The organism is Pseudoalteromonas sp. CO342X (genome assembly GCF_004208915.1).
Taxonomy (GTDB): Bacteria; Pseudomonadota; Gammaproteobacteria; order Enterobacterales; family Alteromonadaceae; genus Pseudoalteromonas; species Pseudoalteromonas maricaloris.
The window spans coordinates 13,198-37,668 of sequence record NZ_SGPH01000032.1 but is presented as its reverse complement, the minus strand read 5'-3'; the positions used below and the strand labels follow the sequence as shown (position 1 = coordinate 37,668).

The following is a 24,471-nucleotide window of genomic DNA, read 5'->3' as shown; positions in this document are numbered from 1 at the left end:
CGACCTCGTAAAAATCTAACTGACGTGATTGGCATCAATGTTATTTGGTGATCGCGATGCATAAAAATATGCATTTATTCAAACTGGTACTTAAACAACTCAATATCCCTTTTGTAAAAGTCAGCAACAAATTCAACTGTTTCATTGTCAAAGTAGGATTGGTAAGAAGGTTTTACTTTCTTACCAATTAACTTTTCTAGCAGTGGGTGTCTTTTTGTTGTTTTATTTCTGTATGGCAAATCGACAACATGTCCAAAAACGCGTTGGCTGATAGTTTCAAAATCATTCATTAAGTTTTCGAATTTACCAACAGCATCTACTAAACAATCATTTCCTTCATAGAGAAAACAATGTTGTGGAACTAAGTGCCTTAAGTTCCCTATATGGTTCTGATAATCATCAGAGTCGCAGCTAGGCAGGTAATCCAGTACAAAGTGCTTAAAGCTAAACGGGTGCTGCTTGTATGTATATTCTGATACCAACCTACTCCAAGGGTTGCGCACAAAACTAAATTTATAGTAATCGTGAAATTGCTCAGGAGTTATGTAGCCAAGTTGCACATATTCGCTGGCGGTTAAATGAGCGAGTCTAGGAGGACCTTTCTTGGGGTTACTGTTTTTTTTGAGTAAAAGTGGCGCTCTTTCTTCCCAGGTTAAGGAAAGTTCATTAAGAAATGCACTTTCAATACTTTGACCTGCAACTTTTGGTATGTGAACAAAGATGCAGCGATGCTGGTGAGATATCATATTAATGATTCCTAAGTATTTTGTATCTTGCGAAGTAATATCCGAGGAGGTTTTGCGTGCTCATTGCAATGGCTGTTGTAATAGCAGCGCCCAGTGGACCATGATTAGTAATGAGGTGCATGGCCAATATAACAGTAATAGCAGCAGTGAATATGCTAATATTTTGGTAGGTTTTTTCTTGGCCACTCATCGTTAACAGTGTGATTGCAGGTCCCGTAATAAGGTTAATAACTTGACCAGCTATAAGTACCAGTAACCATAATTCACCCTGTTTATAATCCTCGCCAAAAATACCTAATAAATATTCTGAATAAAAATAGAACAGTAAAACTGTGATTGCGGCGACGAAAATAGATGTTGATTGACTAAGTGAAAACAGTTGCTTTACTACATCTAGACGGTGTTGTGAGTAGCTTTTTGCGAACTTTGCGGCCGTTACACTATTTAAGGCAAACAAAAAAATACTTGGGAGCATCGCTAGCTTGGTTACGATGGCATAAACGCCAAGTTGCGAAAGAGACACTTGTGTACTTAGGTATAGTTGGCTCCCTTGTTGTACCACTAAATAAACTAAACCACTAATCCAAAACGCTTTTGCACTTATCCAGAATGAATAGCGTGGTTGGGGTGTCGTGGTGCTAGGGGGACGAAGTTTAATTACAATAAATAGGCTAGTAATAGCTGTAATGCACAGTGCGCTAGTCACAAGATACAATACCAAAGTAAGAGTGCTCAAATGCATGATTGTAGCACCAAAGAGCAGTATACATAGGCTAGCAAATCCACTGAATGTGGTAAATAAGCTGGGTTTTGATAAGCCTTTGAAAATGCATGCGTTTAGATTGATTATTGCAGTGGCAAATGAGGCTATATGCAGTAATGTCCAAAATTGAAAGGTAGAGATACCTGAAATGGATAATAAACTATAAAAGTGACAGAATAATCCAGTTGTCACTACCGTGATAGAAATGCAGGTAAAGAAAACAGCATATACACGCGGTAAAAACCTTGCAATATCAGCCTGTTGCTGTGAAGCAATGAAGCGAACCGCAGCTTGGTCCAGTCCACATTTACTTATTGCTACAATAAACAGAATGAGTAGTTGAAATAAGGCAAATAGGCCAAAATCATCTGTTGATAATTTTTGAGCAAAGTACCAATTAACTAGAAAGCCTAGTGCCGTTGTAAGCAGTTTTAGCAATAGTGGAAGCCTTATTTGGCTTAGGAAATTATTACTTAACAATTGCGTTATACTCTCGTATTAATTGTTGTGCGATTGCGTCTCTACTGAAGTTGCTATCGATGTAAGCGTGTCTTTGATTGTGCTCATTTAAGCCACACGACGTCTTTTTCAGTACTTCAAACATGAGTTTGGTGAGGGTATCAATCGTGGCGTCTTCGGCAACTTTCCCATTTAGCTTCTTAACGACGTATTCAGGCCCTTCACACGGAGAGCTAATGACTTCTAATCCACAAGATAGTGCTTCATGTACAGCAACAGAAAAGGTTTCATATTCGGACCAATTAACATAGCAGTCGCTGGATTGCATCAGTTTGGCGACGGTTTCTCTAGAGCTATCGCCAATAAATTTAACTTGTTTTAATTTTAACGACTCACACAGTGTTTTAAGTTTTTGTTTATCTTCTCCGTCTCCAACTATTAATAGTTTGGCTTTTGGGTGTTCTTCAGTGATGTATGAAAATGCGCTAATAATGCTAGCAACTCGTTTAACTGGCCTTAGGTGTGCCACAGTAATAAAAGTAAAATCATCTTGTATTTTTTCTTTAGGAGTGAATAACTCTGAGTCAACCACATTGCCAATGATCTCAATAGTCCTATCTAACTCAAATCTGTCCCGTAAGATGCTAGCTAGGCTCTCCGAGACGCAAACTAATTGATTTGCCGCACGGTAGGCTTGACCTATTAATTGTGTCTCGAATTTAGGAGTTGTCGATAATTTTGCTGCTGATGCATGTTCTGTAATTATAAAGGGTATCTGATACTGTTGGGCTATTTGTTGCGCTGCAAGACCTGCTGCTCCTCCAGGTCCATAAAAGCAGCTATGGGCATGTAATACATCAGGTAACCCGAAGTCTCGAGTATATTGCTCAAACAGTTTTTGATACTGCACTATTCGTTGTTTTAAGTTTATTCGGTACAGGGCTGGTAAAGTAAAATATTGATTTCTTTTGGTATTGATTTGTACATCATTTAAATGAGAAGGTGGTGTACAAGTCAAGGCATGTTTTATTGAAACCGGCTCGGGATAGATAACGCCCACGTTACATCCATGTTCTTTTAACGAAAGTGCCTGCTCTTTGAAAAAAGAGCCTAAGGTTGGTTTTTGACTGGTGTGATACCAAGAGGGTAAAAATAATACATGCATGTTGTAATTGCTAAACAGCCAAGCGATTGTTCTGGTATAGTATCACCTAATTTTACAGAATACTTTGATATTTTCGATGATTGAAAAGCTAACAAGGCTTCTTAAACGCTGGTTGCCACTTCCTGTCTACCCGTATAAATCTTATATGGTAAGAAAGCAGTGTATTTTTATTCACATTCCAAAAAATGCAGGTACCAGTGTCTTAAAGGCATTTGGCTATAGAGGTTATCGGCTTCATGCTAAGTGGTTTGATTATAATGAATCTAACCCATATCTTTTTGAACGTTATCATAAGTTTGCTATCGTTAGAGCGCCCTTAGCAAGGTTATATTCTGCATATAACTATGTGATAAAGGGTGGTAACCAGAGTGAAGGGGATAGGGCGTTGCAACAGCAGGTGCTAAGTAATGCCAGAACGTTCACTGAATTTGTAGATAAGATATTGACTCCTGAATTTGTGTTGTTTCAACCTTTATTTCAACCACAGAGCTACTATATATTTGATTCTCAATATCAATGTAAAGTTGATACCATTTTACGCTATGAATCTTTGAATCACGATTGGCGTAAGCTTTGTATTTTGAAAGGATGGAAAATGGAGTTACCTTGGTTAAATAAAGGGGCTTCAACATTACCGGAGACTCTCTCCCCGCAACAGCTCGAAAAAATTCAATGTTTATATAAAGTTGATTATGAATTACTAGGTTATCGCTTCAATGAGTAGGAATACGATTATACTCACAAGCAATGCTTACCTTCCTAATATTGGAGGGGTCGAAAATTCTTTAATGCAATTGAGTAAAGCGTATCATGAGTTGGGTTTTCGAGTTGTGATCATTGTTAGTAACGTTAATACTGTTAATAAACAAACCTTACCGCTTTGCGAAACTACCGAATACGCAACCATTTGGAGGTATGACGTTTGTTTTCATGGGCAACAGCACTCTAAGTTGAAAGCATCCCTTTTGGGTTGGCAAAATATGCGACGTTGCTTTAGGGCCGCTAGGGTTGAGTTTGGTAACGCTTTGGTCATTAGCCGTTATCATATTACTACTATCCATGCTCGATTAGCTGGCTTTAGTCGAGTGAGCTATTTATTACCCGGTGTTGTTAAATTCCAAAACCAGCCAAGCAATACTCATAAGGTGGAAGGGCTAAGGCAAATCAAACAAAGGTTAGCGCTTTTTTATCATCATGCGATTCAAAAACTTGCTTTACAGGTAACTGAGAAAAATTTTGTGTTTAGCAGTAATATGTTAAACCAGTTAGCTCAAATTGGTTTTGATTGTAGCAAGGTGACAATGGTGAGCCCTGGAGTAGATACAAATAAATTTATTTCTCTTGATGTAAACGCTCAAACCGCCTTGAAAGGCAAACTGGGATTACCCTTGGATAAAAACTTATTACTCGTTGTTGGACGGTTTACCGCGGCAAAGGGAATTGAGTATGCAATTCGGGCACAGAAAGAGCTTTTACATACACATTTAGTACTTGTAGGTGGTGGGGAGCAGGAGGATTATTATAAATCCTTAGTTGTGAAACTTGGTATTGAGGAGTGTGTTACTTTCGTTGGTGCTGTAGCGGATACTTCTCCATTTTATCAGGTAGCGTCACTATTTCTTATGACATCAACTTATGAACCGTTTGGACAAACTATTCTTGAAGCATTAAGTTGTGAAGTGCCAGTTATTGCGTTTCGCGCAGGAGAGACTGTGAAAACGGCAACTTGCGAGATGCTTGGTGACGATGCATGTTTTTATGTGAATACATTAGATGCTAGTGATTTGGCAAAAACTATTTCATGTGCATTAGCAGACGTTGAAAAGCGAGCGCAAATTTCGCGTAACGGCGTGGCTTTTGTTAGGCAAAAATACAGCTGGAATGCATTGGCTAAATCACTAATAAAGTAAGCAAATATTGCTATTTAGGATTTTATCAAAAATAGCAATATGACTCGTAAGATTACTCTGTTGTGGGGTTGTATTGGTATATTCGACTTGTCATTTGGGTCGTAAACGCACCTCCAATTTGGTACTGCTTCTGATCAACTGACTCCATTTTAAAGTCACGCAAGTAGTAAGTTTCAGAGCCTTGTTGCTCCGTAGCACTTGGATTGCTTGATAGGTTACTCCACTGCATAGTTTGAGTATCGTAATTCAAAACGTGTGCTGCGCTATGAAGCTGAATGTTTTGCTCATTATGCGTCAGTGTATAGTAGCTCCCGAAGAGTTCAGCCGGTACCTGCTCATTTAAGAGTATCTGAGTGCTTGAGAGTTGATACTGAATTAAGTGAGCTTGTTGCTCTTGAGTATTGTTAGCCGTTATAAATAATTCGTTTCCGATAAACTGGCAGTCAGTAATCGATAGATTTGGTAGTGATGCCGGTTTGTGAGACCAAGTTGTATCAGCGGTGGCCAGCTGATAAGCATACGTGGTGTTACCTTGTTGGGTGAACGCAACAATCGTGTCATTGTTTGCACAACTCGCTAGAACATTATTTTCAAAAGGGGCAAATTTGGGCGCTGCAATTGATGTCCATTGTTGTGTACTAAAATCAAAGATCTCCATTGTTTCCTTGGGTGTCGATGTGCTTGGGCAGGCCTCTGTTCCACCGAAGATAAATAGCTTACTGTTTGATATTTGAGCCTGATAGTAATAGCGAGATTCGTTTGCAGAAGGTAATGCTTGCCAATCCGTATTTGTGGTTGCAAGCGAGTGGATCTCAGGTGCGCTTAAAGGCGCATTTGCGCAGCTCATTGAGGAAGAAAGTGATGCAGCATGACTTGCAATGATGATTTCCTTTCCAAGTGTCGCAGACTGCAAATGACTACCTAGATTGTTTGGGAACTCTGAAAAAGCTTGCCATGGTTGAGATACAACCTCTATGTCAAAAGGGGGCAGCGACACGCTATGTACGCCATCTAGTACGGATATAACAATTTGCCGATAGTTACCAAGCTGTTCGATATTAGCAGGCTTTCCACTTAGCTCACCGGTTGTTGTATCAAATTCCGCCCAGCTAGGTTTGTTGGTAATTTCGAATTGATGTGCACTGGTTTCACCGTCAACATCTTCAACAGTTGGCGTGAAATGATAGTTGTCGTTAAGTTTGATAGCTTCGGGCGAGGGGGTTCCTGAAATAGTGGGAGCGTCGTTAATCGCTTCGACTGTGATATCGACGGTCACTTCATTACTTAATACCCCACCTTTTTTAAATTTGTAAGTGAAGCTGTCAGTGCCATTTTTGTTTGGTGCTGGTTGATAACTTAGGTTCAAGCCACTTTTGGTGAGTGTGCCAAGAGTGGGGGATTTTATGACTTCAACCGTTAATGTGTCGTTTCCACTTGGTGCGGACTTTGGGCTAACCGCAAGCGTGTAGGTTGTATCTTCTTGGGTGGTAAATGCTGTTGATGTTTCTACAGTAAAGTTTCCTTGGCCGCCGATTACATCATTGTCATTGTTATCTGAACTCCCTCCACAGGCGCTTAACAAAGCACTAGCAATGATAGTAGAGATTATTGACCTTTTCATAAATACCTTCTCCTTGAATGTTGTGCTCACCTCTAGTGTGAGTATCTGTTGGACGAAATTCAAGCAATATCTTTTCAATACCTTGAACGCTAATATTATGGCTTACGATAAGGTATTTTGTGGCGTAGATGAGTTGCATTGCTCGTGTTAGAATGGAAGTTTGATGATGAAGTCAAGGTTAATACTTTTCGCGTAGTGACTGGTTTGACTGTTGATGTGTTAATATTGCAAATTAAAAGATACGCGCTTGGCCACAAATAACTTTTTAAAAAATATCCTAACTCTTGTTTCGGGCACTGCTTCGGCGCAACTCATTTTGTTACTGATCTCGCCTGTTTTGACACGACTCTATAGTGCGCAGCAGTTTGGTAACTTCGGAGTGTTCGTCAGTATTATCACTATACTTTTAGTACTCGTCAGCTTGAAGTATGAACTCGCGCTTCCCCTTGTAAAACAACATTCGATTGCTAAGGTGCTACTACATCTCTGCTTTATCTTGATAGTATTGAGCTGCACAGTGGTTGCAGTTGTTGTCTATGCATTTGATTCATGGTTGATAGCGCATCTCAATCTATCGCTAGATAAAAGTGAGCTTTATCTTATCCCTGTTGCGCTATTTGCTTGTGGCTGTTATCAACTTTTGCATTTTTACGCGATTAAAACAGAATCTTTTCGGGTGTTAAGTGTGTCAAAAGTGACGCAATCTGTGATTATAGCAATAGCGCAAGTTGGACTTTCGTTGTGGACGGTTTTTGGTTTAGTGCTTGGGCATACTTTCGGATTTATTGCATCGACTTTGGTGTTTTTATTACAAAAGCGAGATACGTTACACTTTAACGGCTACAACCCAAAACGGTTGCTAGCGGTTGCTAAACGCTTTAAAAACTTTCCTAAGTATACGCTTTGGGCTTCATTGGCTAACACCTCAAGTACGATGTTGCCTGTCGTACTCTTCTCTGGTTACTACTCCGCGGCACTTGTTGGGCTCTACATTTTGGCACATAGAATGTTATTTGCACCTGTAACGCTCATCGGAAATGCGGTTGGAAATGTCTTTATGTCAAACGCCAAACATTATTTAGTTGCTGGAACGTTGGCAAAAAATACCCTGAATATTCATAATCGCCTGATACTGATTGCTATGCCTATCATGGCTCTAACTTTGCCTTTTTTACCTGAGATATTTGCAGTGGTTTTCGGGGAAAAGTGGACTGAAGCGGGGGAGATTGCTCAGTTTATTGCTATATGGATCTACTTTGTATTTACTGCGTCTCCTATTAGTACTGTTTTGGTTGCAATGGAAAAGCAAAAACTTGCGGCTTATTTTGATTTTGGTTCTTGTATCGTTCGTCTGGGTAGCGTAGTGCTGTTATCTTCCATGGCTTTTAAAGATGCAATTATGTACTTTTCAATTATCAATGCACTTGTAGTAAGTGCCTTCATCTTATTGGTTTTTTCTCAGCTCAATATTTCGATAGTAGACTTGATTATGCCGCATTTAAAAGCATTTGCTGTTTTATGTTTGCCAAGTTTTGTGATTATTCGTTTACTTGCCGAGCAAAGTGATTTCATTGGTTTTCTCAGTGCAATGTTTGTCGTGTTGCCATTAACATTACTGATGATAAGGAAAAAGATTTGAAAGTGCTCGTTTTACCTTCTTGGTATCCACCGTACAAAGGGGAGTTTATTCAGCAACAGGCGGAAGCGCTGGCTGAACAGGGACATGATGTCATTGTGCAAAGCGTAGAGCGTATTTCACCAAGAGAGCTACTGCGATGGTTGAGTGCTTGGTGTTTGTTGTTTTCCGGTCGTTACACGTTATCGCAAGAAGGTCCGTTGACTGTCGCACGGGCGCCATTACCCGGTATTCCAAAGTTTTATGCATTATATGCTGAGCTATTTGCATTTAAGTCTAAGCAAGTATTTAAACGTTACAGAAAGGTGATGCAGTACCAGCCAGATGTGATCCACGCACATAGTTTAATATGGGCCGGGTATGCAGCGAGCAAAATCGCAAAAATGTTTCCGGTTAATTATGTGGTCACAGAGCATCGAGGGCGATTTATTAATAATCAGTACGTAAATGAGAGTGAAAAAAAGGAAATGTCACTGGTACAGGTTAAAAAAGCGCTGCAAGGGGCAAGTAAAGTCCTATGTGTCTCATCTAAGCTTATTCCTTACCTGCAGAAAGTGTGCCCTGAGGCCAAGCTTGAAGTCCTTGCCAACATGGTAGATGTAGATCGTTTTATAATGAAACGTTCAACAGTACACCAAGCTTGTCAGTTTATCTGTGTTGCGCATGTTACGCCCCTAAAAGGTCATGAGACTTTGCTCCAAGCCTTCGCGAGCGTAGCATCCAAAGATAAAGATGTCTCATTAACGATAGTCGGTGATGGTTGGTATTTAAACCAGGTCAAGGAGTTAGCTGTAGAATTGAACCTCGAAAACCGAGTCAACTTTACGGGTAACTTGACGGCGAGTGAGGTCGTGAGTGCGCTTCAGCAGGCAGATGTTTTTGTTCTTCCAAGTCAATACGAGGCCTTTGGGGTTGTATATATCGAAGCAATGAGTGCTGGCTTACCTGTTATCGCTACGAATACTGGTGGGGCTGTGGACTTTGTAAATAAAGAAAATGGCATTTTGGTTGAACCAAATAATATCGAGTTACTTGCAAATACGATGCAGTATATGAGGGATAACAGAGCAAGATACTGTAGCCAAACTATTGCAAAGCAAACTAAGCAGCGTTTCTCCACTTTTCACATTGCCAGTCAACTTAGTAAGCACTTACAGAGAGTATCGGAAGTCAAATGATGTATAACGTAATAACAAACCATGTAAAAGCATTTGATGCCCTCGGAAACCCCTACTTAGAGCAAAAAGGGCTCGACGGTAGTGAGTTTGGTCGTGGGTTTTTCGAACGACACTCCCTCTCTTCATTATCTGGCTTTTTTGCATTGCTCAGCCATGAAGACGAGTTTGTAAGGCTTGTAGTTGATAGAGTTCGCTCGATTCCATTATTTTATGCAGTAAAGAATGACAAAATATTGTTCTCCTCTGATTATGCTTGGCTGCATTCGGAATTACAGCAAAATGAAGAGTGTGAGCTGGGTATAGCTGAATTCGCATTAACTGGCTATGTGTGTACAGATAGAACGTTATCAAAGCAAATAAAGCAAGTTGAGGCGGGCCAAGAAGTCATCATTTGTAAGCGCACAGGGAAAGTTAGCAAATCAAACTATTTCCTATTCCAACATCATGAGCCTGAGGTTCAGGCTGAGTCTCTATATGTTGAACAGTTAGACATTGCTGTGAGGGCTGTATTCAAACGGCTTATAGAATTTGCCGCTGGACGCCAAATTGTACTGCCGCTTTCTGGTGGGTTTGACTCTCGACTCATCGCTTCAACGATAAAACAGCTTGGCTATCAAAATGTCGTCTGTTTTTCCTATGGCTTAACAGGAAATAAAGAAGCGGCGCTGAGCAAGCAAATTGCTACTGGGCTGGGCTTTCAATGGTATTTTGTTGAGTATAACGAAGATAAATGGCGCAATACTTGGTTTAGTGACGAAGCCGATGAGTTTCGAGAGATGGCCTCTAATGGTGTGTCTTTACCACATATACAGGATTGGTTGGCGGTCAGAGAATTAAAAGACAAACAGTTAATTTCAAGCGATGCCGTTTTTGTGCCAGGCCACAGTGGCGATTTTGTCGCAGGCTCTCATATCCCAGACATTGTTTTTGAACAACAACAGTTCTCAAAATCTGACCTAACCTCACACTTGCTTACGGATCACTATAAGAATGTGCCAAGGCGACTTATTGAAACGCAGACATTCAATCGAATAAAGGTAAGCCTGCAGCAGCAATTATCAGATGGCGATGTTCTTAATGCAGAAGCGTTTGCAAATCAATATGAACTCTGGGATTGGCGAGAAAGACAGGCAAAATACATTATCAATTCGGTTCGTGTTTATGAGTTTTTTGGCATGCAATGGTGGTTGCCCTTATGGGATAAGGAATTTGTTGAGTTTTGGTGTGAAATGCCACTGCAATATAGGAAAAAACGCCTTTGGTATAACGCCTATGTTGCTGACAGATTCAAATCAGTAGTTGGCGCCCAAAGTGAAATCGCGGATAAAAATGCGGCGGATTTCAGCTTTGCTCGTAAGTTAGCGCACAGACTTTATCAAGTGATGCCGACACCGCTCAAACAGTTTATCTATGGTAAAAAACTCAGAAATGACTTTGATAATCACTTTTTGGCATTTGGGGCGTTGCTTTCTGATGAGCAAAAAGATGAATATGCCAAGTTTGGTTACACCATGATTGGAGTTTATTCCTTACTGTTCTTACAATCTCGCTGGGGGAAATAAAGAGAGCTAGCAGAAAGTATTGTTGATTGCATTCTTTAACAGTTTTATTTCTGATACATGCTATATTCGCTCAGCTTTCTAAGCAAATTGTGACTTTTGTAGGCAATTAACAGCCTATCGGTTGTATCATTGCTTGGTAATAAGGTAAAATCCGTCGGTTCACGGGCTGTGTAAAACGCGGTTTTGTAGGAAAAGTGGAAGGTCTTATGAAATAGGTCTCCTACGAGGAATATTCTCAACTAATTTGGCTACATATTTATGAAAGTTGTAACAGTAATTGGGGCAAGGCCGCAATTTGTCAAAGCCGCTACATTTAGTCGCGCAGTCAGAGAGCACAATCAAACCAGCCAAAAAGCAGTGCAAGAAGTGATAGTTCATACGGGGCAACATTACGACGCCAATATGAGCGATATCTTTTTTGAAGAGATGCAAATTCCCAAGCCAGATTACAGTCTCGGAATTGGTGGTGGCACCCATGGACAAATGACCGGCCGTCAGTTGGAAGAGATTGAGAAGGTACTATTAGAAGAAAAGCCTGACTGGGTTTTGGTTTATGGTGATACCAATTCGACACTCGCTGGTGCATTAGCTGCAGCTAAGCTTCATATTCCGGTTGCTCACGTTGAAGCTGGGCTACGTAGTTTTAATATGAGAATGCCTGAAGAGATTAATCGCATCCTAACTGACCAAATCAGCAAAATTCTATTCTGTCCTACAGATACCGCTGTGCAAAACTTAGTACGAGAAGGTTTTAAAGACAAAAGCTGTCAGGTACGCAATGTCGGTGATGTGATGCTTGATGCTGCTAGTTTCTATACACAAAGCGCAAAGCGACCAGCTATCCCAGAATATGACAGTTTCTATCTGTGTACAATCCACCGAGCAGAAAACACCGATGATGAAAATCGTCTCAAAAGCATCATTACAGCACTAAATGAGTTATCGGAAACTCAACCTGTTATTTGCCCAATTCACCCTAGAACACAAAAATTAGCTGAATGCTTGGGTCTTGAGATTAAGTTTGACGTAATACCGCCGGTGAGTTATTTCGAAATGGTATGGCTGTTAGAGCATTGCGAGATAGTACTAACGGATAGTGGTGGCCTTCAAAAAGAAGCGTATTTTTTCTCAAAGCCATGTATTACAATGCGAGATCAAACTGAGTGGGTTGAACTGGTCAACACCGGTGTGAATCAACTAGTTGGTGCTGATAAACAAGCAATTTTAAATGCGGTTGACGCTGCAAAAGCAACGAACTTTGCTCAAGCTGAGAGCTTATATGGTAACGGTGAAGCCGCGAAGGCGATATTGGCAGCTCTTCTGGAGTTTGAAAGCGCCTAATGAAACATCAGTTTGAATATATCGCTTTTGTAGATGCTGAGAAGACGCCCGGTGTTGCAAAGAAAATAGATAGTACAGTTGCTTCTGCGCAAAAGTTGGGCTTGAATGCCAAGTCTACGTTGCTTGCGCCAACGATGTCGGGAGCGTGGGGATTTATTAAGGCCCTGTTGAGCACCAATACAGAAGTATTGTTTGTTCGTTTTTCTAGTTTATTGTTTCCATTTTTGTTTTTTCCTTTTTTGCTCGCGCGACTAAGAGGAACAAAAATAGTAGTGGATGTGCCAACGCCACGAAAGTCCGTGCTGGTAGAGCTTAAAACATCAGAGCCAAGAACGCTTGTAAGAATGTTTAAACAGAGTATCTCATTACTTTCTGCCAGTTGGGTGCTAATGCCTGCAAATCTAATAGTGCAATATGCGCAAGAATCTGCATGGTATTTATTCGGCGTTAAGCATAAAACACTTAAAATAGGTAACGGTATTAATATACCTGAAGATTTGCCTGTCGCGCTGTCATCCTGGCAAGCCGATGATACCTTGAATTTAATTGCGGTAGCGCAACTCGCAGATTGGCATGGGTATGATAGATTGTTGAAAGCAATCGCAGAGTTAGCAAATAAACCTGATGCGCCGAAAGTCAGTTTGACTATCGTAGGCGAAGGGGAAGCGTTTGAACCTTTGCAGAAATTGGCAAAATCATTAAAAATTGACTCGCAAGTTGAGTTTACGGGATTTTTATCGGGCGCTAGATTAGATGCACAGTTTAACAATGCACATATAGGCATAGCGAGCCTTGGCTTGTATCGCATAGGGCTTGATGAAGCTTCAGTATTGAAAGCCAGAGAGTATGTAGCAAGAGGATTAAGTGTCATTGGTGCCGCCAATGATCCTGACTTCCCCGCGGATTCTGATATTCGCTTGATGGTGAGTAATAGTGATAGCACGAATGACATCACGACGTTGATTTGTGAGTTACCGACTAAAACATTAATGTCACCTAGTGAGTTAAGAAAGTATGCGGAAGAAAACCTGAGCATGGAGAGTAAGCTCAAGCGTATTTTAGATAAGTTAAATTAACAGATAGTGTAGGCGTAATTTGATTCATTCAAAAGTGTTAGATAACAAACTGTCCTCTAAAACAGTCTTTGATAAATTACTAGATGAGAGTACAAAAGGGCTGCCGCGTAGTATCGCTGTGACTTTTGTAAATCCATTTTCATACTCACTGTTGAGTAAAAATGCTCGTCTATTATCGGGACTGGACGTTATTTTTTCAGATGGTTCGTTGCATACAAAATTACATAACACTTTTAACCAAAATAAAATTCAGCGATTAAGCTTCGATTTTTCTTCGATAGCAGTCGATGTTTTACGCTTTGCCAATCAAACAGGAAAACGCATCGCCTTTATTGGCGCAAAACCGACCTTAGTTGATGTCGCCGTCAAAAATTACGTCAGCATGTTTCCAGACCTCAATGTCGTTTATAAGCATCATGGTTATGTAAATGATGCGGCACTTAAGTCACAAGTCATCGCTGATCTTAATCAGCAGCAGCCAGAAATTATTGTTTGTGGCATGGGGACTCCAAAGCAAGATGAATTTATTGTTGAATTAAAAAATGCTTTAGATACTCCTGCGTTACTGTTCACTTGTGGCGGATTTATTGAGCAGTCAGCAATTAAAGCTGACTATTATCACCCATTAGTAAAAAAACTTGGATTACGTTGGTTGCAAAGAGCGGTATTACACAAGCATGTTCGTCAAAGGCTTGTAAGAGAATACCCAAAGTTTGTTGTTAGCTATCTGCGCGCACAAATGAAAAATAAACGCACTCAGTCAATCGAAGAAGCCAACCCTCGCGAGAAATAGGAAAAGTATGTTTTCTCCTTCACCAACAAAAAAAATAGGCATTATTGGCCTTGGTTATGTAGGTCTGCCGTTAGCAGCTGAATTTGGTAAATATTTTGACGTTGTTGGGTTTGACATCAATAAACGTCGAATTGAGCAATTGCGTGACGGGTTTGATGCAACGTTAGAAGTGAATAAGACACAGCTAACTGAAGCGGCTAAGCTTTCTTACTCCTGTGACGAAAATGACTTAACCTCATGTAACATTTTTATCGTTACTGTGCCTACACCAATTGACGATACACATGCACCGGATCTTAATCCTCTTCGTAAAGCGTCGGAATTGGTGGCTCGTCATATCAGCAGTAACGACATCGTCATTTTCGAAAGCACAGTATATCCAGGCGCAACAGAAGAAGTCTGTATTCCTATTATTGAGAAGAATTCGGGTCTTAAGTTTAATCAAGACTTCTTTGCTGGATATTCACCAGAGCGGATTAATCCAGGTGACAAAGTTAATACTTTAACAAAGATTACTAAGATCACTTCTGGCTCGACCCCTGAGGTCGCCGACTTTATCGACGAGATGTACCGCTCAATTATTACCGTTGGTACGCATAAAGCATCTTCAATTAAGGTTGCAGAAGCCGCGAAAGTGATAGAGAACACCCAGCGTGACTTAAACATTGCTGTGATTAACGAGTTCGCAAAAATATTCAATCGCTTGAATATTGATACGGAAGAAGTACTAAATGCAGCAGGCACAAAATGGAACTTTTTGAAATTTAAGCCTGGACTGGTCGGCGGTCACTGTATCAGTGTTGACCCTTATTATCTGACTTTTAAAGCTGAAGAAGTTGGTTATCGTCCAGAGGTCATACTTGCCGGACGTCGCATCAATGATGGTATGGGCGAATACGTTGCGACACAGCTAGTTAAGAAGCTTTCAAGCCGTAAAATTCATATAGATGAAGCAAAAGTACTCGTACTTGGGTTTACCTTTAAAGGTGACTGTCCTGACGTGAGAAACACTAAAATCATTGACGTAGTGCGCGAACTTCAAGATTTCAATATGTCAGTCGATGTCTACGATGGATGGGCGAGTGCAGAAGAAGTAGACAAAGAATACGGTATACAACTTGTCAATCAGATACAGCACGGTCAATACGATGGTATTATCCTCGCGGTCGATCACTCTGAGTTTAAAGAGTGGGGCGTGGAAAAGATCAGAGCATTCGGTAAAGAAGATCATGTTTTATACGATGTTAAACATGTATTAAACCCACAAGATGCAGACATAAGGCTATAACAGAGCAATGGAAAAGATGAAGAATTTCGCATTAATTGGTGCGGCGGGCTATATCGCACCTCGTCATATGAAAGCCATTAAAGAAACTGGTAATCTGCTGTCGGTTGCCTATGACATCAATGATTCTGTGGGTATCATCGATAGTATTTCACCGCAAAGTGAGTTTTTCACAGAGTTTGAGTGCTTCTATGACCATGCGCATCAATTGAAGCGCAATGAAGCGACTAAGCTTGACTATGTTTCTGTTTGCTCACCTAATTATCTACACCACTCGCACATTACCGCTGGTCTGCGTTTGGGCTGTGACGTGATATGCGAAAAGCCTTTAGTACCGACGCTCGCTGAACTTGATGACTTAATTCAGGTTGAGCAAGAAACCGGCAAGAGAGTATTCAACATATTACAGCTAAGACATCACCAAGCTATCTTAGATCTGAAAGATAAAGTCGCAAGTTCGTCAAATACCGACAAGCATGAAGTGGAGTTAACATACATTACTTCTCGTGGTAAGTGGTACATGCAAAGCTGGAAAGGCGACCCTAGAAAATCTTTTGGCGTGGCGACGAATATCGGTGTTCACTTTTTTGACATGCTGCACTTTATTTTTGGTGACTTACAGCGCAACGAATTGCATTTTATGAACAATGACAAAGCGGCTGGTTATTTAGAGTATGAAAATGCCAGAGTAAAATGGTTTTTGTCTATTGATGCTGAAGATTTACCAGAGGTCGTTAAAGGTAAGCAACCGACTTATCGCTCAATCACTTGTGATGGCGAAGAGTTAGAGTTTTCGGGCGGCTTTACCGATCTCCATACTGTTTCTTATCAAGAAATTTTAGCTGGCAGAGGCTATGGCTTAGAAGACGCACGTCACTGTATCGAAACCGTAAATGCAATCCGTCAAGGTAAAGTGCATATCGAATCACAAGCGGATGTTCATCCGTTTTTACAAGGTAAGCTCTAATGGCCTACCAAAAACATGATAGCGCGATTGTGGATGACGGTGCTCAGATAGGTGAAGGCTCTCGAGTTTGGCATTTTGCACATGTTTGTGGCGGAGCCAAAATTGGTGCCGGTTGTTCGCTCGGGCAAAATGTTTTTGTCGGTAATAAAGTAGAGATTGGTAATAACGTTAAAATCCAGAACAATGTATCAGTGTATGACAACGTTTATCTGGAAGACGATGTATTTTGTGGTCCGAGCATGGTATTCACTAACGTCTATAATCCGAGATCGTTTATAGAGCGCAAAACTGAATACCGAGATACTCGCGTCCAGCAAGGCGCAACGCTTGGTGCAAATTGCACAATCGTGTGTGGTGTTACAATCGGCTCGTATGCGTTGATTGGTGCCGGCGCTGTGGTTAATAAAGACGTTCCCCCTTTTGCGCTCATGGTCGGAGTACCAGCAAAGCAAATCGGTTGGATCAGTAAATATGGCGAGCAATTAGACTTGCCCCTTGAAGGTGAAGGTTGTTGTGTTTGTCCGCATACTGGCGAGCAGTATGTACTAAACGGAAACCAACTTAGTCATCAATTTTAATGGAATGATGTAATGCAATTTATCGACTTAGCTGCACAGTATCAGCATTTAAAAACAAAAATAGATACACGGATCGCAGCGGTATTAGAACATGGTCAGTATATTATGGGGCCTGAAGTACAAGAGCTTGAAGCCGCATTGTCTGATTATGTAGGTGTAAAGCATACTATCACTTGTGCTAACGGTACTGACGCGCTGTCTTTAGCTCTGATGGCATTAGATGTGAAAGCTGGAGACGCCGTCTTTTGTCCAACTTTTACATTTTTCGCTTCCGCTGAGACTATCGCTTTTGCAGGAGCGACTCCCGTATTTGTCGATTCTGATGAAAAAACATTCAATATTTGTCCAGTCGATCTTGAAAACCGAATTAAGCAGGTAATAGACGCTGGTGAATTGAAACCTAAAGTGATTATGGCTGTGGATTTATTCGGCTTACCTGCTGATTATCCAGCGATTAAAAAAATTGCGGATAAATATCAACTAAAGATTATTGAAGACGCAGCGCAAGGGTTTGGTGGTGAGATTGATGGCAAACGTGCAGGCTCTTTTGCCGACATAGCTACAACCAGCTTTTTCCCTGCTAAGCCATTAGGATGCTATGGTGATGGTGGGGCGCTATTTACCGATAACGATGAATATGCTGCACTATTACAATCACTACGAGTTCATGGTAAAGGTAAAGACAAATACGATAATGTTCGCATCGGCATGAATAGCCGATTAGATACAATTCAAGCCGCTATTTTATTGGAGAAGCTTGCGGCTTTTCCTACCGAATTGGAGAATCGTAACCGCGCCGCCAAGAACTATACCAATGAGCTACAGTCGCAGTTTGTTACGCCTTTTGTGCCTGAGGGATATCTAAGTTCATGGGCGCAATACACTATCCAAGTAGATAATCGTGAACAGGTAATGCAATCATATAAAGAACAAGGTATTCCGACCATGATTTACTATGGCACCTGTATGCATCAGCAAAGTGCTTTTGAGCATTTAGGTCATAAGGAAGGTGATTTTCCGATTGCTGAAAAACTGGCTAAGTCAGTACTGAGTCTGCCTATGCATGGATATTTATGCGCCGACAGTGCCGAATAATTTTGCTTGTGAGTGCTTAAAAGAATGAATATTTCTGTAGTTATTCCGCTTTTTAATAAAGCCGAATATATTGAACGAGCTGTTCATTCTGTACTATCTCAAAAACATCCAGCGAGTGAGATCATTGTCGTAGACGATGGCTCCACTGATGCTGGAGCGAGTGTAGTTGAAAAAATAAACAGTAGTAAGGTGAGATTATTACAGCAGGCTAACAAAGGCGTTTCTGCTGCAAGAAATGTTGGTGTTCGTGCTGCTAACGCTGAGTTTGTCGCATTCTTGGATGCTGATGATGTTTGGCATGATGACTTTTTGTCTAATATTCAATCTCTTTATCAAACCTTTCCTGATGCACGTATTTTTTGTACTGGCTATGAGTTCAATACAGTGGAAGGGAAGCGAGCGGCCAAAAACCAACATTTGCTAGAAAATAGAGGGTTGCTGCAAGATTATTTTTTAGCGTGTTGTAATGCTGATTTACCAATAACCTCGTCATCTGTTTGCATTGCAAAAGAGAGCTTGCTAAAAGTCGGTGGGTTTAAAGAAGGATTAAGCCTTGGTGAAGATCAGGCCGTATGGGGTAGCGTTGCTTGTCAGTGGCCAATTGCTTACGATAAGTCAGTGTCTGTGATGTATGATTTAACGGCTTCTAGTGTTGGGCAGTCGCCGTCGGACTTTGAGCAGCCATCTCCACATATTTTTGAATTTCAGCGTTTGCTGGATGATGGTATTGTGCCTATTGAGCTTATTGGCAGTGTAAAATACCTACAACACCTTACCGTGATGAGCAGTGTGAAAAGTAATTTACTCATTGGTAATCGCATGAAAGCATTAAAGCTTCTGCTAACCCACCCTTTATTACAATGGGACAGGTATCGCGTAGCTGCTTTTTTCTTACTAATAATGCCAAAGAGCTGGATCGCTCGTAGCTATATGGCTTTAAAGCATCGGAGATAAGCATGGTTAGAAAGCAGTTTTTGTTTTTCTTTCTAACATTAGCAATCATGAGTATTGGTATTATTGGTCAATACCATGTGCTGCCAACTAATGCTATTTTCGAATTGCTGGTTTTATGCACTTTTTTGTTTGTTGCTAAGCGCATGTGCCCAAGCGCATGGCTCGTGTTCAGCTGTAGCCTGCTGTATTTGATTATTACGTTAGCCTTAGCTAAGATTCGCGGTATCCATCCTGTTGATTACTTTATTGCCTATAAAACTTTTTTTTATCTCGCTTTATTGCCATTTTTTTCCTCTAAAGTGTTATTCGAAGAAAAGCTACTGCGACGTTTTTGGTACATTCTTCTGCTACTATTTTTCATCAAATACGTTATATGGATTGGCCTTGGGCAGGAAGGTCGGCCAGGTATTTTTACCGAAAATAACTATGAAATCATGTTTGTACTGCTATTAGGGTGTGCAATATGGGGCTTTAATCGCTCTTTGTCATTATTTGACTGGATGGCATTAGGTGTGGTTACTTTTCTTTCAGGTTCTCGTTCTGGTGTGATCTGCTTTCTTGCAATGTTCACCATTTTCTATATTAAAGACTTTGGTTGGAAGACCATAATTAAGTTGCTTGTTGTTGCTATAATCGCTGCTGGTGTCGCTGCAACCTTTATTAGTCGTTTGTCGGGCGGTGATATTGAAGCAATCGATAGGGTGGTTTTTTTCCAAGGCTTTTTGAAAGCGATCTCAGGCTGGGGATGGCAGGAATATTTGATTGGTTCGCAAACACTTACAGCAATGCCCGAGAGTGTGTGTACAAGGTTGCAGTATTACCAATCACTATTTAGTGCAGGCAAGCCAGGCGTGTGTTACTCAGTTATATTACATACTTATCTCACTAGAGCGATATTTGACCATGGCTTTTTAGGATTGTTATTTATCTTTTTGGCAGTGAATCAGCTACTCAAATTGAGCGATGTTTCACCGCGAGCAAGACTTGCCTGCATTAGTATTTTATTTTTAAATGGAGCATCAGTCAGCTCGATGAATAGTGTATATGCTATTGTTGGACTGATTATTGTTATGACCGCGTTGTATCCTGAGCGGTTGAAATATTATGGTTCTTCAAGTGCAAAGTCAGCTAGAGAGCTAAATGCGTCCACTTAACTGTCATCTTCATTACTTATAGTAAGCTGAGGGTTGAAAAGAGGCTAAAACTATGAAGATAACAGTTGTTGGTGCAGGTTATGTTGGGCTTTCCAACGCAATTCTTCTCGCGCAGCATAATCAAGTTACATTGCTAGATATAAACGAGTCCAAGGTGCGCTTGGTGAATGATAAGATTTCGCCTTTCTATGACCCTGAGATTTCAGAGTATCTGCTTTCGAAAGAGCTCGAATTAGTAGCCACAACATGTGCAAAGAGTGCTTTTGGTAACGCTGAGCTTGTTATAATCGCTACACCAACTGATTATGATCCAAAGACGAACTTTTTTAATACAAGTAGTGTAGAAAATGTAATAGGTAAATTGCTAACTATCAATTCTCAGGCGAAGATCGTAATAAAGTCTACAGTTCCTGTGGGTTTCACCCGTAAAGCTAGGGAGCAGTTTAACTATGAGAGTATTATATTTTCTCCTGAATTCTTAAGAGAAGGTAAAGCGCTCCACGATAATTTATATCCATCAAGGATCATAATTGGTGCTAAATCAGAACATGCACAAGTTATAGCTAACCTTTTTCAACAGGGGGCATTAAAAGCGGATATTGATGTGCTTTTTAGTGGGTCAACGGAAGCTGAAGCGATCAAGTTGTTCTCGAATACTTATTTGGCGATGCGTGTAGCCTACTTTAATGAGTTAGACAGCTATGCTGAATCTCATGGTTTAAATGCTAAGCAGATAATTGAGGGGGTGTGTTTAGACCCTCGAATCGGTAGTCACTACAACAATCCCTCATTTGGCTACGGTGGCTATTGTTTACCAAAAGACACGAAGCAGCTTTTAGCCAACTATAAAGACGTACCCAATAATATAATTCAAGCAATTGTTGATGCAAACACAACAAGAAAGGACTTTATTGCCGAGTCAATTTTGCAAAAAAAACCTAAGGTGGTGGGGATCTACCGATTAATAATGAAAGCGGGATCAGACAACTTTAGAGCTTCTTCTATTCAAGGTGTGATGAAAAGAATAAAAGCGAAGGGAGTCGAGGTAGTGGTTTATGAGCCAGTACTGAAAGAGGCAACTTTCTTTAATTCTAGAGTAGAAAACAACCTCGATGTATTCAAACGTAGCTGCGATGTAATCATCTCTAATCGTATGGTTGAGGAGTTACAAGACGTTACTGAAAAAGTCTACACAAGAGACCTTTTTGGCAGTGACTAGGCTAGACCTAATTGAGAATATACGTATAATAGTAGGCCTAATTCGTTAGGCTTATTTTTTTAGGGAACGCAACGCATGGAATGCTGGTATTTGCTCTACTGTAAACCAAAACAAGAACACAGGGCACAGTCAAATCTTCAAAATCAAGGAATAGAGTCTTGCTTCCCAACTTTCGTAAAAAGAAAAACCTCTGGCTCAAAAGCGGTGAAGCAACCGCTGTTTCCACGATATTTATTTGTTAAGCTAGATCCACATTCTTCACACTTTTCTGCTGTAAAAAACACTCGCGGTGTTTCTGACTTTATTCGTTATGGTATCGATCTGCAAATGGTACCAGATGAACTCGTCGCTCAATTAATGAATAAAAATGAAATAGCGGACGAGCTCGACCTTCAGGAAGGCGACTTGGTTCAGTTAACAGACGGCTGTTACAAAGACATTCACGCCATATATCAACAACCTGATGGAGAACTTCGTAGCATTTTATTAATTAAACTGCTTAACCATTACGCACAAATCGTTGTTGATAACTGTACAATAAAAAAGGTACAATAAAAACTTCATCCTTTATTCTTATTTAATTGTTATAAAAAGGGTGTACTCTGGTTTGACTGTAAACTTCTTCACATTGTTAGAAAAATTACATTCTCATAGCGGAACGTTTGCAATTTTGTAGCCGTAATTTAAAAGCTCAAACCATTTCGTAGCAGCGACTTTCAGGGGGCAGACATAGCCGTAGCAGCGACTTTATGTCGCGACAGAATGGTTCAGGCACGGCTTTACGCCGCGAAGACATAAACATCTGGCTCAATATGGTATAGGAGCAAGTTCACCTCGCGATCTTTTACGAGCATTTGGGAGCTACAACCTAAGGGCGGAAGCGTGCCTGAATGCCGTAGCAGCGACTTTATGTCGCGACAGAATTTCAGGCGCGGCTTTACGCCGCGAAGACATAAACACCTTGGGCCAATGTGGTAGGAGCGAGTTCACCTCGCGATCTTTCACTAAAACTAAAACCAGCATTTAGGAGCTACAACCTAAGGGCGGAGGCGTGCCTGAATGCCGTAGCAGCGACTTTATGTCGCGACAGAGTGGTTCAAACTCAGACATAGCAACTCTACGCCGTGGCCAAGGACCAAAGACTAAATTGCAAATTAAGAAACAACAAAAACAACAATCTAAAAAATGAACTCAAACTTGATAAAGGCTTTTAACCACATCTCTAGGTAAAAACATAGAATATAGAGTGAGATCTTGCGCAAAACCTAGTACTCACTTGCGATTAACAATCGTGCATGCTTTAATTAGCCCACGAAATTTTTATTGTTCTTCTACTATTTAATAAAGGGCAATAAAAGTAATTAAAAGAAAAGATTACAACACTTTTGGGAAGAAACAATGGCGCTACGCTGTAAAACTATCATTGCTTCAGCCGTTCTGATGACAATGAGCGGCTGTACACTTGTTCCTGGTGGCCATTTTGAAGGAATCGGCTCTGGCGAACAAACCGCAAATCTAGAACGCGACTTAGAAAAAGTAAATATTCACATCATCGACTCTCAGTTAGTTCAAGAACACAAAATCAAACAAGCCAAAAAAATTGACCGTTCGTCACTTGCAGGTATCGATGTCTCAAACTATGAATATCGTTTAGGCGTTGGGGATGTCATTACAATTGGCGTTTGGGATCACCCTGAACTTACAATCCCGGCTGCGGTACAAAGAACAGCCGAGTTCGATGGCTTTCGTGTTCAATCTGATGGAACTGTTAACTTCGCTTATGCGCCGAAAGTTCCGGCAGCAGGTAGAACAGTAAATGAGTTACGTGAAGATCTTACTAAACGCTTAAGTCGTGTTATCGAAGAGCCCCAAATCGATGTCAAAGTGGTTGGCTTTAGAAGCCAAAAAACATACGTAACCGGTGAAGTAACCAAGCCGGGTGTATACCCAATCACAGAAACGCCAGTCACGCTAATAGATGCGATAAACCAAGCTGGCGGCCTGACTGAAAGTGCTGATTGGGAAACCGTAACATTTACTCGCGGAGAGAAAACAGAGGTTATTCAACTCGATGACTTCTATGCTGAGGGTGATATTTCACAGAACCGTTTGTTGCAGCATGGTGATATCATTCATATCAGCCGTAATGACAAGCGTAATGTTTATGTTCTAGGCGACGTAATTAAAGCGGGCAAAGTAGACGTAAATCGTTATGGCTTGAGTTTAGCCGAAGCACTTACGGAAGTAGGTGGCTTTAATGAGCGCACCGCTGATGCTAATGGTGTTTTTGTACTGCGTAAACGCGACCTACAAAAAGACGGCGTGCTTGCAGATGTATATCAACTGCACGCAAAAAATGTTGCCTCATTGGTTCTTGCAGAGCAATTTGAACTGCAGCCTCAAGATATTGTGTACGTTACCAGCGCACCACTTGCTCGCTGGAACAAAGTTATCAGCTTACTATTGCCTTCACTATCAACTGTGGATGCAATTCAAGATATTGAAAATCAATAGTGTGATTGCTCATGTTTGATAGTGTATTAATGGTTTGCGCTGGCAATATTTGCCGTAGTCCAACCGCAGAATATGTATTAAAAAGCAAATTGGCGGGTAAGAATATTCAAGTGTCGTCGGCGGGCTTAACCGCGTTAGAAGGTAAATCTGCTGATTCAATGGCTCAAGAACTTACTAAGGCCCAAGGTATCGACATGAGTGAGCATCAAGGGCGTCAGCTCAGTGGTACGCTTGTTTCGCAAAACAGTCTCATTTTAGTAATGGAGCATAGGCACCTTGACGACTTATGCAGCCGTTACCCCCAAGCTCGCGGTAAAACCTTTTTACTTGGTAAATGGATTGGCGATAAAGAAATCCCGGATCCATACCGCCAGTCTAAAGAAGCGTTTGAACACGTGTATGAGCTTATCGATAGCGCCTGCGGCGCTTGGCAACAGTATTTATAAGGAATTGCG

General features: G+C 40.9%; 22 protein-coding genes. 18 read left to right on the top strand and 4 right to left on the bottom strand.

The window, feature by feature from the left end; genetic code table 11:
• Positions 1 to 74: 74 nt before the first annotated feature.
• From EXT47_RS14365 to EXT47_RS14355, 3 genes are read right to left on the bottom strand one after another with little or no spacing between them, the layout of a single operon-like run.
• Positions 75 to 746, bottom strand: coding sequence for a sulfotransferase family 2 domain-containing protein (locus EXT47_RS14365; protein ID WP_017217135.1), 672 nt, complete (start codon positions 744 to 746; stop codon positions 75 to 77).
• A 1-nt stretch (position 747) separates the two neighbouring features.
• A complete protein-coding gene (locus EXT47_RS14360; protein WP_165383821.1) occupies positions 748 to 1,947 on the bottom strand; it encodes a lipopolysaccharide biosynthesis protein in 1,200 nt (399 codons plus the stop codon).
• 31 nt (positions 1,948 to 1,978) lie between these two features.
• Positions 1,979 to 3,133 carry a glycosyltransferase gene (locus tag EXT47_RS14355; RefSeq protein WP_130126912.1) on the bottom strand — a complete coding sequence of 385 codons (1,155 nt, stop codon included), beginning with the start codon at positions 3,131 to 3,133 and terminating at the stop codon, positions 1,979 to 1,981.
• Between the two features lie 76 nt (positions 3,134 to 3,209).
• Here EXT47_RS14355 and EXT47_RS14350 point away from each other — a divergent pair, with 76 nt between their 5' ends.
• Positions 3,210 to 3,857, top strand: a complete 648-nt coding sequence (locus EXT47_RS14350) for a sulfotransferase family 2 domain-containing protein (RefSeq protein WP_130126911.1) — start codon at positions 3,210 to 3,212, stop codon at positions 3,855 to 3,857.
• Positions 3,850 to 5,043 (top strand): glycosyltransferase family 4 protein, encoded by a 1,194-nt coding sequence (locus EXT47_RS14345; protein WP_130126910.1) that lies wholly within the window; start codon positions 3,850 to 3,852, stop codon positions 5,041 to 5,043. Before EXT47_RS14350 ends, EXT47_RS14345 begins: the two co-directional genes overlap by 8 nt.
• Before the next feature lie 52 nt (positions 5,044 to 5,095).
• On the opposite strand, the gene EXT47_RS14340 is transcribed toward EXT47_RS14345, so the two are convergent.
• Positions 5,096 to 6,664, bottom strand: a complete 1,569-nt coding sequence (locus EXT47_RS14340) for an Ig-like domain-containing protein (RefSeq protein WP_130126909.1) — start codon at positions 6,662 to 6,664, stop codon at positions 5,096 to 5,098.
• A gap of 247 nt (positions 6,665 to 6,911) precedes the next feature.
• Between EXT47_RS14340 and EXT47_RS14335 the strand changes: the two genes are divergently transcribed.
• The 16 genes from EXT47_RS14335 to EXT47_RS14260 all read left to right on the top strand — a co-directional run bounded on the left by EXT47_RS14335 (position 6,912) and on the right by EXT47_RS14260 (position 24,462).
• Positions 6,912 to 8,303, top strand: coding sequence for a lipopolysaccharide biosynthesis protein (locus EXT47_RS14335; RefSeq protein ID WP_130126908.1), 1,392 nt, complete (start codon positions 6,912 to 6,914; stop codon positions 8,301 to 8,303).
• Between the two features lie 2 nt (positions 8,304 to 8,305).
• Positions 8,306 to 9,478, top strand: a complete 1,173-nt coding sequence (locus tag EXT47_RS14330) for a glycosyltransferase (RefSeq protein WP_240701616.1) — start codon at positions 8,306 to 8,308, stop codon at positions 9,476 to 9,478.
• Positions 9,475 to 11,040 carry an asparagine synthetase B family protein gene (locus EXT47_RS14325; RefSeq protein WP_130126906.1) on the top strand — a complete coding sequence of 522 codons (1,566 nt, stop codon included), beginning with the start codon at positions 9,475 to 9,477 and terminating at the stop codon, positions 11,038 to 11,040. Before EXT47_RS14330 ends, EXT47_RS14325 begins: the two co-directional genes overlap by 4 nt.
• A gap of 258 nt (positions 11,041 to 11,298) precedes the next feature.
• The gene (wecB, locus tag EXT47_RS14320) at positions 11,299 to 12,381 is read left to right on the top strand and encodes a non-hydrolyzing UDP-N-acetylglucosamine 2-epimerase (RefSeq protein ID WP_017217127.1); all 1,083 of its coding nucleotides are present in this window, start codon (positions 11,299 to 11,301) and stop codon (positions 12,379 to 12,381) included.
• Positions 12,381 to 13,457 carry a glycosyltransferase gene (locus tag EXT47_RS14315; RefSeq protein ID WP_039494230.1) on the top strand — a complete coding sequence of 359 codons (1,077 nt, stop codon included), beginning with the start codon at positions 12,381 to 12,383 and terminating at the stop codon, positions 13,455 to 13,457. Before wecB ends, EXT47_RS14315 begins: the two co-directional genes overlap by 1 nt.
• Positions 13,458 to 13,476: 19 nt before the next feature.
• A complete protein-coding gene (locus tag EXT47_RS14310) occupies positions 13,477 to 14,250 on the top strand; it encodes a WecB/TagA/CpsF family glycosyltransferase (protein WP_052258248.1) in 774 nt (257 codons plus the stop codon).
• A gap of 7 nt (positions 14,251 to 14,257) precedes the next feature.
• Entirely contained in the window at positions 14,258 to 15,538 is a 1,281-nt protein-coding gene (gene tviB / locus EXT47_RS14305) for a Vi polysaccharide biosynthesis UDP-N-acetylglucosamine C-6 dehydrogenase TviB (protein WP_119231937.1), read from the top strand.
• A gap of 16 nt (positions 15,539 to 15,554) precedes the next feature.
• Complete coding sequence (locus tag EXT47_RS14300) at positions 15,555 to 16,502, top strand: Gfo/Idh/MocA family protein (RefSeq protein WP_088531608.1); 948 nt, start codon at positions 15,555 to 15,557, stop codon at positions 16,500 to 16,502.
• Positions 16,502 to 17,080, top strand: a complete 579-nt coding sequence (locus EXT47_RS14295; RefSeq protein ID WP_130126905.1) for an acyltransferase — start codon at positions 16,502 to 16,504, stop codon at positions 17,078 to 17,080. The genes EXT47_RS14300 and EXT47_RS14295 overlap by 1 nt, the downstream gene beginning before the upstream one ends.
• Positions 17,081 to 17,092: 12 nt before the next feature.
• A complete protein-coding gene (locus tag EXT47_RS14290) occupies positions 17,093 to 18,175 on the top strand; it encodes a DegT/DnrJ/EryC1/StrS aminotransferase family protein (RefSeq protein ID WP_130126904.1) in 1,083 nt (360 codons plus the stop codon).
• 24 nt (positions 18,176 to 18,199) lie between these two features.
• Positions 18,200 to 19,129 carry a glycosyltransferase family A protein gene (locus tag EXT47_RS14285; protein ID WP_052258250.1) on the top strand — a complete coding sequence of 310 codons (930 nt, stop codon included), beginning with the start codon at positions 18,200 to 18,202 and terminating at the stop codon, positions 19,127 to 19,129.
• Positions 19,130 to 19,131: 2 nt separating this feature from the next.
• A complete protein-coding gene (locus EXT47_RS14280) occupies positions 19,132 to 20,283 on the top strand; it encodes a hypothetical protein (RefSeq protein ID WP_130126903.1) in 1,152 nt (383 codons plus the stop codon).
• A 52-nt stretch (positions 20,284 to 20,335) separates the two neighbouring features.
• Positions 20,336 to 21,502, top strand: coding sequence for a nucleotide sugar dehydrogenase (locus EXT47_RS14275; protein ID WP_130126902.1), 1,167 nt, complete (start codon positions 20,336 to 20,338; stop codon positions 21,500 to 21,502).
• Between the two features lie 75 nt (positions 21,503 to 21,577).
• On the top strand, positions 21,578 to 22,057 hold the full coding sequence (gene rfaH, locus EXT47_RS14270; RefSeq protein ID WP_130126901.1) for a transcription/translation regulatory transformer protein RfaH: 480 nt from the start codon (positions 21,578 to 21,580) through the stop codon (positions 22,055 to 22,057).
• A gap of 843 nt (positions 22,058 to 22,900) precedes the next feature.
• Complete coding sequence (locus EXT47_RS14265; RefSeq protein WP_130126900.1) at positions 22,901 to 24,016, top strand: polysaccharide export protein; 1,116 nt, start codon at positions 22,901 to 22,903, stop codon at positions 24,014 to 24,016.
• Between the two features lie 11 nt (positions 24,017 to 24,027).
• Positions 24,028 to 24,462, top strand: coding sequence for a low molecular weight protein-tyrosine-phosphatase (locus EXT47_RS14260; protein WP_130126899.1), 435 nt, complete (start codon positions 24,028 to 24,030; stop codon positions 24,460 to 24,462).
• The last annotated feature ends 9 nt before the right edge of the window (positions 24,463 to 24,471 follow it).